This window comes from Streptomyces sp. NPDC007971, from assembly GCF_042958635.1.
Classification (GTDB): Bacteria; Actinomycetota; Actinomycetes; order Streptomycetales; family Streptomycetaceae; genus Streptomyces.
In genome coordinates this window covers 80,107-94,467 of sequence record NZ_JBIBJK010000010.1, presented here as the reverse complement: position 1 = coordinate 94,467, position 14,361 = coordinate 80,107, and the positions used below count along the sequence as shown (strand labels likewise).

Genomic DNA, 14,361 nt, shown 5'->3' with positions numbered 1-14,361 from the left:
GCGGGTCAGGGGGCGCCGTCGGGCTTTTCGCCGACCGGTGGCTTCAACCGGTCGGCGAACCGGTCACTTCACCGGCTCCGGCTCCGGCTCGCTCTCGGTCTCCGCCTCGCCCGCCGGGTCGACCGGCGTCCTGACGGAGTCCAGGAGCAGCTGGGCCACGTCCACGACCTGGATGGACTCCTTCGCCTTGCCGTCGTTCTTCTTGCCGTTCACGGAGTCCGTGAGCATGACGAGGCAGAACGGGCAGGCCGTGGAGACGATGTCCGGGTTGAGGGAGAGGGCCTCGTCGACGCGCTCGTTGTTGATGCGCTTGCCGATCCGCTCCTCCATCCACATGCGGGCGCCGCCGGCGCCGCAGCAGAAGCCGCGCTCCTTGTGGCGGTGCATCTCCTCGTTGCGCAGACCGGGGACCTTGCCGATGATCTCGCGCGGGGGCGTGTAGATCTTGTTGTGGCGGCCCAGGTAGCACGGGTCGTGGTAGGTGATGATGCCCTCGACCGGGGTGACCGGGACCAGCTTGCCCTCGTCCACCAGGTGCTGGAGCAGCTGGGTGTGGTGGATGACCTCGTAGTCGCCGCCGAGCTGCGGGTACTCGTTGCCGAGGGTGTTGAGGCAGTGCGGGCAGGTGGCGACGATCTTCTTCGCCGACTTCGGCTTCTTCGACTCGGCCGTGACCTTGCCCTCGTCGTCCAGCTCCTCGCCGAACGCCGTGTTCAGGGCCATCACGTTCTCCATGCCGAGCTCCTGGAACAGGGGCTCGTTGCCGAGGCGGCGGGCGGAGTCACCGGTGCACTTCTCGTCCCCGCCCATGATCGCGAACTTGACGCCCGCGATGTGCAGCAGTTCGGCGAAGGCCTTGGTGGTCTTCTTCGCGCGGTCCTCCAGGGCGCCGGCGCAGCCGACCCAGTACAGGTACTCGATCTCGGTGAGGTCCTCGATGTCCTTGCCGACGACCGGGATCTCGAAGTCGACCTCCTTGAGCCACTCCAGGCGCTGCTTCTTCGCCAGGCCCCAGGGGTTGCCCTTCTTCTCCAGGTTCTTGAGCATCGTGCCCGCCTCGGACGGGAACGCGGACTCGATCATCACCTGGTAGCGGCGCATGTCGACGATGTGGTCGATGTGCTCGATGTCCACCGGGCACTGCTCGACGCAGGCGCCGCAGGTGGTGCAGGACCACAGGACGTCCGGGTCGATGACGCCGTTCTCCTCGGCGGTGCCGATCAGCGGGCGCTCGGCCTCGGCGAGAGCGGCCGCGGGAACGTCCTTCAGCTGCTCCTCGGACGCCTTCTCCTCGCCCTCCACGGTCTTGCCGCCACCCGCGAGCAGGTAGGGCGCCTTGGCGTGGGCGTTGTCGCGCAGCGACATGATCAGCAGCTTCGGGGAGAGAGGCTTGCCCGTGTTCCAGGCGGGGCACTGCGACTGGCAGCGGCCGCACTCGGTGCAGGTGGAGAAGTCGAGCAGACCCTTCCAAGAGAACTGCTCGACCTGGGAGACGCCGAAGACGTCGTCCTCGCCCGGGTCCTCGAAGTTGATCGGCTTGCCGCCGGAGGTCATCGGGAGCAGGGCGCCCAGGGAGGTCCCACCGTCCGCGTTCCGCTTGAACCAGATGTTGGGGAAGGCGAGGAAGCGGTGCCAGGCGACACCCATGTCGGTCTTCAGGGCGACCGTGATCATCCAGATGAAGGAGGTCGCGATCTTCACGCCCGCGAAGAAGTACGTGAGGTTCTGGAGCGTGGAGACGTCCATGCCCTCCAGCCAGTGGACCACCGGGTACGAGATGAAGAACGAGGCCTCGTAGCCGTCCACGTGGTGCTGGGCGCCCTCCAGCGCGTGCAGCATGAAGATGCAGACGCCGACGATGAGGATGACGGCCTCGACGAAGTACGCCTGGCCGAAGTTGGAGCCGGCGAAGCGGGACTTGCGGCCCGGCCTGTTCGGCTTGCTCAACTGGCGGATCACGATCAGGACCGCGATGCCGAGCACGGTCATCGTGCCGATGAACTCGACGAAGATGTTGTACGGCGTCCAGTCGCCGATGATCGGCAGGATCCAGTCGGCCTGGAACAGCTGGCCGATGGCGTTGACGATCGTCAGCAGCAGCGAGAAGAAGCCCACCGCCACGAACCAGTGCGCGACACCGACGATGCCCCAGCGGTTCATCCGGGTGTGGCCGAGGAACTCCCTGGCCACGGTGAGGGTGCGCTGGACCGGCTCGTCGGTTCGGGTGCCTGCGGGCACGTTCTGGCCGAGCCGCATGAAGGTGTAGATCTGCAGGAGGGCGCGGGCGAAGAGGGCCACGCCGACCACGATCAGAACCAGCGACACGATGATCGCGGCGAGTTGCATTTCGGGGCTCCTCGGGCCTGCGAGGGGACATTACTAAGCGGTAACTTATGCAGTCCGTTCGAGACTACCCGCATCCCTCCTCGCACTGTAGCCAGGAGTGGGGTGATCTGGGTCGCTGAGGTGAGCCTGAGGGGACCGGCATTCCGATCGTGTTATTCGTACCGAATTGCTACTTTCGCGCCTAACTTAGAGCCGTGCTCTACGGGATCGCAGCCGCCACCGCCGCCCTGCTTCTGACCGCCGTGCTCGCGGCGCTGCTCAGGGTGCCCGCCCGGCGGGCGGGGCTCGTCGACCGGCGGCGGCAGCGGCCGGTGCCGGTGGTCGGGGGCCTGGCCGTCGTGGCCGTCACCTGTCTGGTCTCCTGGGCGGGGGAGTGGACGGGAGTGGCCCGGCTGGGTGACGGGGTCGGGAAACTGCTCGTCGCCGGGGCCGGGATCGCCCTGCTGGGGCTGGTCGCCGACGTGTGGCGGCTGCGGGCGCGGGTCCTGGTCGCCGGTACGGCCGTCGCCGCGGCCTTCGTCGTGCCCTACGACGAGACCGGCATCTGGGGCGGGATCCTGGCCGTGGGCTGGATCGTCTTCGTCTCGCTCGCCTTCAAGGGGCTCGACCACGCCGACGGGCTGGCCGGCACGGTGGGGGTGATCACCGCCTTCGGCGCCGGGGTCTGCGCCGCCGCCGAGGTGATGGACGGGCTCGCCGTGCTGCTCAGCGTCTTCGCCGCCGCTCTCACCGGCTTCCTGATGCACAACTGGCACCCCGCGCGGGTCGGGCTCGGGGCCTGCGGCTCGCTGTTCACCGGGTTCCTGCTCTCCTCGGCCGCCGTCTTCACGCGCGCGGGCTATGCGCTTGGGCCCACCGCGGGCGTGCTGTTCTGCCTCGGCGCCGTCGTCGCCGCCGACTTCCTGCTGGTCGTCCTCGCGCGCGGGGCGGCCCGCCGGCCGCTGCTCCGGCGCGGCCCGGACCACCTCGCGCACCGGCTGCGGCGGCTCGGCCTCACGCCCCAGGGGGCCGTCGTGCTGCTCGGGGCCGGCTCCTTCTCCGCGGTCCTCGTGGGGGTGCTCGTGCACACCGGGTGGACGGGCAGGGGGGCCGTGCTGTGGGTGGCGGGCGGGGCGCTCTTCGCCGTGCTCGTACTCCTTCGGGTGCCTGTTCAACCGCCGCAGCCGCCGCGCCGGGACACATCTACGCAGGTCAGCGGCCGGTTGCGTGTAAGGAACGGATAAGAGTTGAGTCCGTCTGACTCAGGTCTGTTGACCGAGCGATTCTCCTCGTGCACACTTGAGCCTGTTCCACTCAAGTCAGTTGGAGGAAACAAAAATGGCACGTGCGGTCGGCATCGACCTGGGCACGACTAACTCCGTCGTCAGCGTTCTGGAGGGCGGCGAGCCCACCGTCATCACCAACGCCGAGGGTGCCAGGACCACGCCGTCCGTCGTCGCCTTCGCCAAGAACGGTGAGGTGCTCGTCGGCGAGGTCGCCAAGCGCCAGGCGGTCACGAACGTGGACCGGACCATCCGCTCGGTGAAGCGTCACATGGGCACCGACTGGAAGATCCAGCTGGACGGGAAGGACTTCAACCCGCAGCAGATCTCCGCGTTCATCCTGCAGAAGCTGAAGCGCGACGCCGAGGCCTACCTGGGCGAGAAGGTCACGGACGCGGTCATCACCGTCCCGGCCTACTTCAACGACTCCGAGCGCCAGGCGACGAAGGAGGCCGGCGAGATCGCCGGTCTGAACGTCCTGCGCATCGTCAACGAGCCCACCGCGGCGGCGCTCGCCTACGGCCTCGACAAGGACGACCAGACGATCCTCGTCTTCGACCTCGGTGGCGGCACCTTCGACGTGTCCCTCCTGGAGATCGGCGACGGCGTCGTCGAGGTGAAGGCCACCAACGGTGACAACCACCTCGGTGGTGACGACTGGGACCAGCGCGTCGTCGACTACCTGGTCAAGCAGTTCCAGTCCGGCCACGGCGTGGACCTGTCCAAGGACAAGATGGCCCTCCAGCGCCTGCGCGAGGCCGCCGAGAAGGCCAAGATCGAGCTGTCCTCGTCCAGCGAGACCTCGATCAACCTGCCCTACATCACGGCGTCCGCCGAGGGCCCGCTGCACCTGGACGAGAAGCTGACCCGCGCCCAGTTCCAGCAGCTGACCGCCGACCTGCTGGAGCGCTGCAAGACGCCGTTCCACAACGTCATCAAGGACGCCGGTATCGCGCTCGGCGAGATCGACCACGTCGTCCTCGTCGGCGGCTCCACCCGTATGCCCGCCGTCGCCGAGCTCGTCAAGGAGCTGACCGGCGGCAACGAGGCCAACAAGGGCGTCAACCCGGACGAGGTCGTCGCCATCGGCGCCGCCCTGCAGGCCGGTGTCCTCAAGGGTGAGGTCAAGGACGTCCTGCTGCTCGACGTCACCCCGCTGTCCCTCGGTATCGAGACCAAGGGCGGCATCATGACCAAGCTGATCGAGCGCAACACCACGATCCCGACCAAGCGGTCCGAGATCTTCACGACGGCCGAGGACAACCAGCCGTCCGTGCAGATCCAGGTCTACCAGGGCGAGCGCGAGATCGCGGCCTACAACAAGAAGCTCGGCATGTTCGAGCTGACCGGTCTGCCGCCGGCGCCGCGCGGCGTCCCGCAGATCGAGGTCGCCTTCGACATCGACGCCAACGGCATCATGCACGTGACCGCCAAGGACCTGGGCACGGGCAAGGAGCAGAAGATGACCGTCACCGGCGGCTCCTCGCTGCCGAAGGACGAGGTCGACCGGATGCGCCAGGAGGCCGAGAAGTACGCGGAGGAGGACCACGCCCGCCGCGAGGCCGCCGAGACCCGCAACCAGGGCGAGCAGCTGGTCTACCAGACCGAGAAGTTCCTCAAGGACAACGAGGACAAGGTCCCCGGCGAGATCAAGACCGAGGTCGAGGCCTCCGTCGAGGAGCTCAAGGCCGCGCTCAAGGGCGAGGACACCGCCGAGATCCGCACCGCCACCGAGAAGGTCGCGGCCGTCTCGCAGAAGCTGGGCCAGGCCATGTACGCCGACGCCCAGGGTGCGCAGGCCGCCGGCGGCGCCGCCGGTGCCGAGGCCCCGAAGGCCGACGACGACGTGGTGGACGCCGAGATCGTCGACGACGAGCGCAAGGACGGTGCCGCGTGACGGAGGAGACCCCGGGCTTCGAGGAGAAGCCCGACGTCCCCTCCGGCGCCACCCCCGACGACGCCGAGTCGAAGGCCGCCCCCGAGGAGGGGGCGGCCCCGGCCGGGGACGCAGCAGCAGACGCAGGTCTGGTGGCTCAGCTGGACCAGGTGCGCACGGCGCTCAACGAGCGCACCCTGGACCTCCAGCGGCTCCAGGCCGAGTACCAGAACTACCGCCGCCGGGTCGAGCGTGACCGGATCGCGGTCAAGGAGATCGCCATCGCGAACCTCCTGACCGAGCTCCTGCCCGTGCTCGACGACATCGGCCGCGCGCGGGAGCACGGCGAACTGGTCGGCGGCTTCAAGTCGGTGGCCGAGTCGCTGGAGACCGTCGCGGCGAAGATGGGCCTGCAGCAGTTCGGCAAGGAGGGCGAGCCCTTCGACCCGACGATCCACGAGGCCCTGATGCACTCCTACGCGCCGGACGTCACCGAGACGACCTGCGTGGCCATCCTGCAGCCCGGGTATCGCATCGGCGAGCGCACCATCCGCCCCGCGCGGGTGGCCGTGGCCGAGCCGCAGCCCGGCGCGCAGGCGGCCAAGGCCGAGGAGGCCGAGGAGAGCGCGGCGGCCGACGACAAGGAGAACGGTGGCCCGGACGAGGGCTGACGTAATCACCGCAGACGGGAAGGAGGGACGTCGGGGATGAGCACCAAGGACTTCATCGAGAAGGACTTCTACAAGGTCCTCGGCGTCCCCAAGGACGCCACCGAGGCCGAGATCAAGAAGGCGTACCGGAAGCTCGCCCGCGAGTTCCACCCGGACGCCAACAAGGGCAACACCAAGGCCGAGGAGCGCTTCAAGGAGATCTCCGAGGCGAACGACGTCCTCGGCGACCCGAAGAAGCGCAAGGAGTACGACGAGGCACGCGCCCTGTTCGGCAACGGCGGCTTCCGCCCCGGTCCGGGCGCCGGCGGCTCCTACAACTTCGACCTGGGCGACCTCTTCGGAGGCGGCGGTTCCGCCCAGAGCGGAGGCTTCGGCGGCGGTATAGGTGACGTCTTCGGGGGCCTGTTCAACCGCGGCGGTGGCTCGGGAACCCGTACCCAGCCCCGGCGCGGCCAGGACATCGAGTCCGAGGTCACGCTGAGTTTCACGGAGGCCATCGAGGGCGCCACGGTGCCCCTGAGGATGTCCTCCCAGGCGCCCTGCAAGGCCTGCTCGGGCACCGGCGACAAGAACGGCACCCCGCGGGTGTGTCCGACCTGCGTCGGTACCGGGCAGGTGGCGCGGGGCTCGGGCGGCGGGTTCTCGCTCACCGACCCCTGCCCCGACTGCAAGGGCCGCGGCCTGATCGCCGAGCACCCCTGCCTGGAGTGCAAGGGCAGCGGGCGCGCCAAGTCGTCGCGGACCATGCAGGTCCGTATCCCCGCGGGGGTGACCGACGGCCAGCGCATCCGGCTGCGCGGCAAGGGAGCGCCCGGCGAGCGGGGCGGACCGGCGGGCGACCTGTACGTGATGGTCCACGTCGGCGAGCACCCGGTGTTCGGGCGCAAGGGCGACAACCTCACCGTCACCGTGCCGGTGACGTTCGCCGAGGCGGCTCTCGGCGGCGAGGTGCGGGTCCCGACCCTCGGCGGCCCTTCCGTCACCCTGAAGCTCCCCCCCGGCACGCCCAACGGTCGTACCATGCGCGCCCGGGGCAAGGGCGCGGTCCGCAAGGACGGCACCCGCGGCGATCTGCTGGTCACCGTCGAGGTGAGTGTCCCCAAGGACGTGTCGGGGAAGGCTCGTGACGCACTGGAGGCGTATCGCGAGGCGACCGCGGGCGAGGACCCGCGGGCGGAGCTGTTCGAGGCCGCGAAGGGAGACTGAGGGAGATGGACGGCCGTCGGCGCAACCCGTACGAACTGACCGAGGAGACTCCGGTCTACGTCATCTCGGTGGCGGCCCAGCTCTCCGGACTCCACCCGCAGACGCTGCGCCAGTACGACCGTCTCGGTCTGGTCTCCCCGGACCGCACGGCCGGGCGTGGCCGCCGCTACTCGGCCCGCGACATCGAACTGCTCCGCCAGGTGCAGCAGTTGTCGCAGGACGAGGGCATCAACCTGGCCGGCATCAAGCGCATCATCGAACTGGAGAACCAGGTCGCCGCGCTCCAGTCCCGCCTCGTGGAGATGGAGGCGGCCCTGGACGGCGCGGCGGCCGCGATGCAGCAGCGCGAGGCCGCCGTCCACGCCTCCTACCGCCGCGACCTGGTCCCGTACCAGGAGGTGCAGCAGACCAGCGCGCTGGTGGTGTGGCGGCCGAAGCGGCAGCAGTCCTCGGACTGACGCCGCCTCACGACAACCGGGCCCGTGGACGTCCAGCGTCCGCGGGCCCGCGTCCGTGCGGGGCGCCCGGACCGCCCCGGAACCTCGCGTGTGCGGACGTCCCCTGTGTACGGACGTCCCCCGTGTGCGGGCCCCTGCGGGCTGCCCGGAGAACGCGCCGGGGCTCTTCCTGCCGCGCAGCAGCCGGCTGCCCGGGATCGAGCCGGACGCCGGACGCCCGGAGCGGGGTCCCTGTTCCCGTGCACCGCTTCCCGTGCACCGCGCAGTTGGCCAGCTCTGTTCGATCGTGTGATCGAATCACTTCCTTTGCCATCTCATGGACCCCCCTTTGGATGGAGGGTCCGTAAAGAGCGTTTGCAGGCGATTCCGCTCCTTCTTCACAGGTGCAGCGGAGCGTGCTGTTGCGCACTCGTTAAGTAGTTCGTCTTGACGCCGGGTGGCGCCTGCAAGTTGTCTTTTCAGACACCTGGGTCGTAAAGCAGCACCCACGTCCGGAACGCACCTGAAGTGAGCACCCGAATGCGTCGTATCGCCATATCCGTGGCCGCGTCCACGATGACCCTCTCGCTTGCCGGCTGCGGCGTGCTGAACGCGACGGGGGACGGTGCGAGCGCGAGCCCGACGAAGGGCGACGAGGTCACCATCGGGCTGCTGCTGCCGGAGAAGGCGAACAGCCGCTACGACAGGTTCGACTACCCGATCATCAAGAAGAAGGTCGAGGAGCTGACCCACCAGAAGGGCAAGGTTGCGTACGCGAACGCCAACGCGGACGCCGCCCGGCAGGCGGCCCAGATGCAGCAGATGATCGACGACAAGGCCGACATCATCCTGCTCGACGCGGTCGACTCGCACGCCATCGCCGGCGAGGTCAAGAAGGCCAAGGACGCGGGCATTCCGGTCATCGCCTACGACCGGCTGGCCGAGGGCCCGATCGACGCGTACATCTCCTTCGACAACGAGCTGGTCGGTGAGGTGCAGGCCCGCTCGCTGCTGGCGGCCCTGGGGTCGGGCGTCGACACCTCCGACAAGGTCGTCATGGTGAACGGCTCGCCCACCGACCCGAACGCCAAGCAGTTCAAGCAGGGCGCGCTCTCCGAGCTGAACGGCAAGGTGGACATCGCGGACAGCTTCGACACCAAGGACTGGAAGCCGGAGAACGCCCAGGCCGAAATGACCGAGGCGATCAACAAGATCGGCAAGAACAACATCGCCGCGGTCTACGCCGCCAACGACGGCATGGCCGGCGGTGTCATCAAGGCCCTGGAGGCGGCCGGTGTCACCAAGCTGCCCCCCATCACCGGCCAGGACGCCGAACTGGACGCGGTGCAGCGGGTCGTGGCCGGCGAGCAGTACATGAGCGTCTACAAGTCCTACCCGGACGAGGCCGAGGCCGCCGCCCAGATGGCCGTCACCAAGGTGCAGGGCAAGGACATCCAGTTCGACGCCCTCACCCAGGACAAGGTGGACAGCCCCACCGACAAGGACATCGCGTCCAAGCTGGTCCAGGTGACCGAGCTGACCAAGAGCAAGATCAAGGAAACGGTCATCGACGACGGGATCTACACCGTCGGCGACATCTGCACCGCCAAGTACAAGGCGGCCTGCACGGCGATCGGCCTGAAGTAGGCGGTCTGCACGGCGGTCGGCCCAGGCGGTCTGCACGGCGGTCGGCCTGAAGTAGGCGGTCTGCACGGCGATCGGCCTGAAGCAGGCGGCCTGCACGGCGGTCGGCCTGAAGCAGGCGGTCTGCACGGCGATCGGCTTGAAGCAGGAGCCCCGCCCGGCTTCGGTCGCGGCGGGACCGGGGCGGCGGGCGCGGTCCGGGCAGGCGTGGCGGCGGTCCGGACGGGCGTTGCCGCCGCAGCCCGGTCAAGCGCGGCCCGGGCCCGTGTCACCCGCACGTGCGGGACGGCCGGGCCGGCGAGCGGCCGGCGGGCCACGGGAGACGACACGAGACGCGACGACCGTCGGCGGGTTTTCGACGGTCGCCGCGCCACGTGCCTGAGCGGCCCTCTCGCATCGCACCACCCCCGTGAGCGCGATACGACAGCCCCGGCCGAACGGGGGGGTGTCCGGCCGGGGCCGCTCCGGGTGCTGATGCACCCGGGGGAAGCGGGAACAACGATGCCTCCGTGACGATCGCGCCACCACCATCATCTTGTTGCAATGCGAGGGGCGGAGGCCGGGAGAAAAGCCTTCAAACCAGCAGTTAACGGCGCCCCTGGTCGGGCGAGCCGTGTTGCGGACCCGGTCCCGGCCGCGCATAGTTGCGCTGCGGAAGTGGCAGCAGGCCGGGGGTGGAATGGGCGATGACCGGGCGCGGGACGGAGGAGCATCCACACGGAGCCGACCGGCTGTGCGGGCCGGGGGATCGCGTGTATTCCCGGGCCGTGCGCCGGGGACGTGTGCCACGCACGGACGCGGAACCGGTGCCCTGCCTGCTGGAACTGGCCCTGCTGCACCCCGACCCCGACGACATGGACTGGCTGGTGCCGACCTCCCCGGCGGAGGTGATGACCCGGCTGCTGCGCGGGGTGCACGACGAAGTCCGGGAGAGCCAGCGGCGGGTGGGCTCGGCGGTGGCCGCCTTCGAGTGGTACGCCGGCCTCGGCCGCCAGCTGCAGGCGCTGTCCGCACCGGGCGAGGGCACGGCCATCCGCGTCCTGGACGGGCTCTCCCGCATCCAGGCCGCGATGGACGAGGCGACCGAGGCGTGCACCGGCGAGGTGCTGATCGTGCAGCCCGGCGGCATCCGGCGGGAGGCCGAGCTGACCGAGGGGATGCACCGTGCGGTGGCCCTGCGCGGCCGGGGTGTGCACATGCGCGCCCTGTACACGCACGTGGCCCGGCACGGGCAGGGGCTGCTCAACTACCTGGAGCTGATGGGTGACACGGTCGAGGCGCGCACCCTGGACGAGGTCATCGACCGGCTGATCCTGTTCGACCGCACCGTCGCGTTCATCCCCGCCAACACCGAGCGCACGATGGCCCTGGAGCTGCGCCACCCGGCCCTCGTCGAGTACCTGGTGACCGTCTTCGAACGCCTGTGGCGCCTGGCGCTGCCCCTGACGGCCGCCCTTCCCGACACCGGCATCGAGGGCATCTCGCACCGCGAGCGGTCCATCGCCGCGCTCCTCGCGGAGGGCCACCAGGACGCGGTGATCGCCGAGCGCCTCGGCATCAGCGTCCGTACCTGCCGGGCCCATATCGCCCGCCTGTCGGACACCCTCGGCGCGGCGAGCCGTACCCAACTGGGCGTGCGCATCGCCCAGGTGGGCCTGGACCAGCTCCAGCACTCGGGCCCCGGGGCCACGCCCGCCGCGCTCACGATTCCGGATCAAGGATCCCCGAGCGCGCGATGAGGTAGCCGAGTTGGGCGCGGCTCTCGCTGCCGAGGGTGGTGGCGAGTTTGGCGATGTGGACGCGGGCGGTGCGCACGTTCATGCCGAGGCGGTCGGCGATGGCGGTGTCGGTGTGGCCCTCGGTGAGGAGGGCGGCGATGGCGCGCTGGCGCGGTGTGACGCCGTTCAGGGTGGGGCGCTGGACGGCCTGGGGGTACATGGGGGTGGCGAGCCGCCACAGCCGGTCGAAGGCCGTCGCGAAGAACCGGAGCAGCGCCGGGTGGCGCACCTCCAGGGCGAGGCGGCCGTCCTCCCCGGCAGGGACGAAGGCGACCGTGCGGTCGATCAGGATGAGCCGGTCCGGCAGTTCGTCCAGGGCGCGCGCCTGAGCGTCCCCGCGCAGCTGCTCGTACCGGGCGAGGACGAGCGGCGCGTTGCGCTGGGTGTGCTGGTAGAGGGTGCGGATACGGGCGCCCCGGTCGAGCACCGCCTGGTCGCGGTCCATGGCGACCGCCTGGGCGGCCCGGCCGCGCTCGTTGTGGTAGTGCACATTGGGCTGGACGCAGAGCACTTCGTGGGTGGCCTCGGCCATGGCGTCGCTGATCGCGTCGTTGATGCGGTCCGTTCCGGTAAGGATGCGCAGGGTGGGGGTGTCGGCGTGCGCCCCGTGCTCCGCCGCACCGTGCAGCAGGGGCTCGAACAGCGCCGTCAGGCGGTCCTCGCGGCGGCGTTCCTCGGCGATGCGGGCGCGGGAGCCGCGCAGGAGGTGGTTCAGCAGGGCGGCGGGGGCGACGGGTTCGAGGCGGCCGAGGTCGTCGAGGGAGGGGTGCAGCAGTCCGAGGTCGGTCAGACAGGGGGCGTCCACCGCGTCCTCGGCGCGCAGGTGACCGTCCCGCAGCGCCTGCTCGTACCGCTTGGCGCCCGTGTCGCACAGCTCCTCGATCCCGTGCCGGCAGTGACTCATGCGCCCGCCTCCTCCGGTTCGAGCATCCCGGACCTCGCTATCAGGTAACCGAGTTGGGCCCGGCTCTGACTGCCCAGCGTCGCCGCCAGCCGGGCGATGTGGTCGCGGGCGGTGCGGACGTTCATGCCGAGGCGGTCGGCGATGGCGGTGTCGGTGTGGCCCTCGACGAGGAGGGCGGCGATGGCGCGCTGGCGGGGCGTGACGCCGTTCAGGGTGGGGCGCTGGACGGCTTCGGGGTACATCGGGGTGGCGAGCCGCCACAGCCGGTCGAACGTGGTTGCGAAGTAGCCGACCAGCGCGGGATGGCGGACCTCCAGCGCGAGCGTGCCGTCCTCGTCGGCCGGGACGAAGGCCACCCTCCGGTCCATGACGATGAGCCGGTCGGTCAGCTCGTCCAGACAGCGGGCCTCGGTGTCGCCGGTGAGCCGTTCGTTGTAGCCGTGGACGGCCGGGAGATGGACGACCGTGTGCTGGAAGAGCGTCCGGATGCGGCCGCCGCGGTCGAGCAGCGCCTGGTCACGGCGGAAGGCCGTGCTGTGGGCGGCTTCGCCGCGCGCACCGGCGAGCCCGGAGTGCGGCTGCACGCACAGGACTTCCCCGCGGGTCTCCGCCATTGCCTCGGTGAGGGCCTGGTTGATGCGCTGGGTCCCGCTGTGCAGGCGCAGCATCGGGGTCCCGGCGGCGACGCCCGCCCCCTGCGGCCCGGCCGTCCGCACCAGCGGCTCCAGCAGCTCCACCAGCTGTTCCTCGCGCCGGTACTCGTCGGCGATCCGGGTCCTGGAGCCGCGCAGCAGCCGGTTCAGGGCCGCCGCGGGGGCGACGGGTTCGAGGCGGGCGGGGTCGCCGGCAGCCGGGTGCAGCAGGCCGAAGCGGGTCAGACAGGGTGCCTGGAGGGCCTGGTCGGCGCGCAGGCGACCGTCCCGCAGGGCCTGTGCGTACAGTTTCGCCCCGGCGGTGCACAGTTCGTCCGCTGCGTGTTCCCGGTGCGGGCCCGCCGTCACTCGGCCGCCTCCTCCCCGTCGTTGTCCGCTTCCTTCTTCAGGATGCCGGACTCGCCGATGAGGTAGCCGAGCTGAGCGCGGCTCTCGCTGCCGAGGGTGGCGGCGAGTTTGGCGATGTGCAGACGGGCGGTGCGCACGTTCATGCCGAGGCGGTCGGCGATGACGGAGTCCGTGTGGCCCTCGGTGAGGAGGGCGGCGATGGCGCGCTGGCGCGGTGTGATCCCGTTGAGGGAGGGCTTCTGGACGGCCTGGGGGTACATGGGGGTGGCCAGGTGCCAGAGCCGGTCGAAGGACGTCGCCAGGTAGTCGGCGATGGCGGGGGTGCGGATCTCCAGGGCGAGCGTGCGGTCCTTGCTGGCCGGGATGAAGGCGACGGTCCGGTCGAAGATGACGAGACGCTCGGTGATCTCGTCGAGCGTGCGGGCCTCGACGTCGCCGCGCAGCTGTTCGTAGCGGTCCTGGATCGTGGGCGCGTGGAGCATGGTGTGCTGGTACAGCGCGCGGATACGGCAGCCCCGGTCCAGCATGGCCTGGTCGCGCCGCAGGGCGATGGCGCGCAGCTCGGGGGCCAGGTGGGCGGTCGCGTGCGGCTGGACCGTCAGGCACTCCTCACGGGCGTCCGCGGCGGCGGCGTCGATGGCCCGGTTGATCTGGGGGAAGCCGCTGCGCACCCGGACGGCCGGGGAGTCGCCCGTGGTCCCGGCGAGGCCGGCGCTCACCCGGAGCAGCGGTGCGAAGGCCTCCGTGAGCCGGCTCTCGCGGCGGCGTTCGTCGGTGATGCGCTCCTCGGAGGCGCGCAGCAGTTCCTGCAGGGCGACGCCGGGAGCCACCGGCTCCAGCCGGTCCATGTCCGCGACGGCCGGCCGGAGCAGGCCGAGGTCCACGAGGCAGGGCGCGCTCCTCGCCTCGGCGGCGCTCACGTGTCCCTCGCGCAGGACGCGTGTGTACAACTCCCTGCCCGCGTCGCACAGTTCGTCGGCGCCGTGTATGGGGTGCGTCACCGGTCGGCCTCCTGGTGCCGGTCTGGGACGGCGGACTCACCGGCGGCGGTTCGCGCGACACCGTACAGCAGCCCCGGCGGGGCCGGAGCCGGGGCGGAGGCGCCCTGCTGCCCGTGAATCCGCGAGTCCGGCCGCGGCAGGCCGTCCTCGCCCGTGCGCGCGAGGGCGCCGGCGCCCCGGGCCCGTAACCTCTGCCCGCTCCGGGGCCGCGACCGCCGGTGCGCGCCCGTCGCAT

At 70.6% G+C, this 14,361-nt stretch carries 11 protein-coding genes; 7 read left to right on the top strand and 4 right to left on the bottom strand.

Annotation, left to right across the window (positions count from 1 at the left end; all coding sequences use genetic code 11):
* Positions 1 to 63 precede the first annotated feature (63 nt).
* Complete coding sequence (locus ACFZCP_RS22095) at positions 64 to 2,346, bottom strand: heterodisulfide reductase-related iron-sulfur binding cluster (protein WP_391429128.1); 2,283 nt, start codon at positions 2,344 to 2,346, stop codon at positions 64 to 66.
* Positions 2,347 to 2,540: 194 nt separating this feature from the next.
* Between ACFZCP_RS22095 and ACFZCP_RS22090 the strand changes: the two genes are divergently transcribed.
* From ACFZCP_RS22090 to ACFZCP_RS22060, 7 genes are all read left to right on the top strand, one after another.
* Positions 2,541 to 3,569, top strand: coding sequence for an MraY family glycosyltransferase (locus ACFZCP_RS22090; RefSeq protein WP_391429126.1), 1,029 nt, complete (start codon positions 2,541 to 2,543; stop codon positions 3,567 to 3,569).
* Between the two features lie 94 nt (positions 3,570 to 3,663).
* Positions 3,664 to 5,505, top strand: coding sequence for a molecular chaperone DnaK (gene dnaK / locus ACFZCP_RS22085; RefSeq protein WP_362698440.1), 1,842 nt, complete (start codon positions 3,664 to 3,666; stop codon positions 5,503 to 5,505).
* Positions 5,502 to 6,155, top strand: coding sequence for a nucleotide exchange factor GrpE (gene grpE, locus ACFZCP_RS22080; protein ID WP_362698437.1), 654 nt, complete (start codon positions 5,502 to 5,504; stop codon positions 6,153 to 6,155). Before dnaK ends, grpE begins: the two co-directional genes overlap by 4 nt.
* A gap of 36 nt (positions 6,156 to 6,191) precedes the next feature.
* On the top strand, positions 6,192 to 7,361 hold the full coding sequence (gene dnaJ / locus ACFZCP_RS22075) for a molecular chaperone DnaJ (protein ID WP_391429123.1): 1,170 nt from the start codon (positions 6,192 to 6,194) through the stop codon (positions 7,359 to 7,361).
* 5 nt (positions 7,362 to 7,366) lie between these two features.
* Entirely contained in the window at positions 7,367 to 7,819 is a 453-nt protein-coding gene (locus ACFZCP_RS22070; protein ID WP_362698431.1) for a heat shock protein transcriptional repressor HspR, read from the top strand.
* A 519-nt stretch (positions 7,820 to 8,338) separates the two neighbouring features.
* Positions 8,339 to 9,445 (top strand): substrate-binding domain-containing protein, encoded by a 1,107-nt coding sequence (locus ACFZCP_RS22065; RefSeq protein WP_391429120.1) that lies wholly within the window; start codon positions 8,339 to 8,341, stop codon positions 9,443 to 9,445.
* 683 nt (positions 9,446 to 10,128) lie between these two features.
* Positions 10,129 to 11,181 carry a LuxR C-terminal-related transcriptional regulator gene (locus tag ACFZCP_RS22060; RefSeq protein WP_391429118.1) on the top strand — a complete coding sequence of 351 codons (1,053 nt, stop codon included), beginning with the start codon at positions 10,129 to 10,131 and terminating at the stop codon, positions 11,179 to 11,181.
* On the opposite strand, the gene ACFZCP_RS22055 is transcribed toward ACFZCP_RS22060, so the two are convergent.
* The 3 genes from ACFZCP_RS22055 to ACFZCP_RS22045 are packed head-to-tail and all read right to left on the bottom strand — an operon-like array spanning position 11,144 to position 14,126.
* The gene (locus ACFZCP_RS22055; protein WP_391429116.1) at positions 11,144 to 12,124 is read right to left on the bottom strand and encodes a LuxR C-terminal-related transcriptional regulator; all 981 of its coding nucleotides are present in this window, start codon (positions 12,122 to 12,124) and stop codon (positions 11,144 to 11,146) included. The genes ACFZCP_RS22060 and ACFZCP_RS22055 overlap by 38 nt on opposite strands.
* Entirely contained in the window at positions 12,121 to 13,125 is a 1,005-nt protein-coding gene (locus tag ACFZCP_RS22050) for a helix-turn-helix domain-containing protein (protein WP_391429114.1), read from the bottom strand. The genes ACFZCP_RS22055 and ACFZCP_RS22050 overlap by 4 nt, the downstream gene beginning before the upstream one ends.
* A complete protein-coding gene (locus ACFZCP_RS22045; RefSeq protein WP_391429112.1) occupies positions 13,122 to 14,126 on the bottom strand; it encodes a helix-turn-helix transcriptional regulator in 1,005 nt (334 codons plus the stop codon). Before ACFZCP_RS22045 ends, ACFZCP_RS22050 begins: the two co-directional genes overlap by 4 nt.
* Between the last annotated feature and the right edge of the window lie 235 nt (positions 14,127 to 14,361).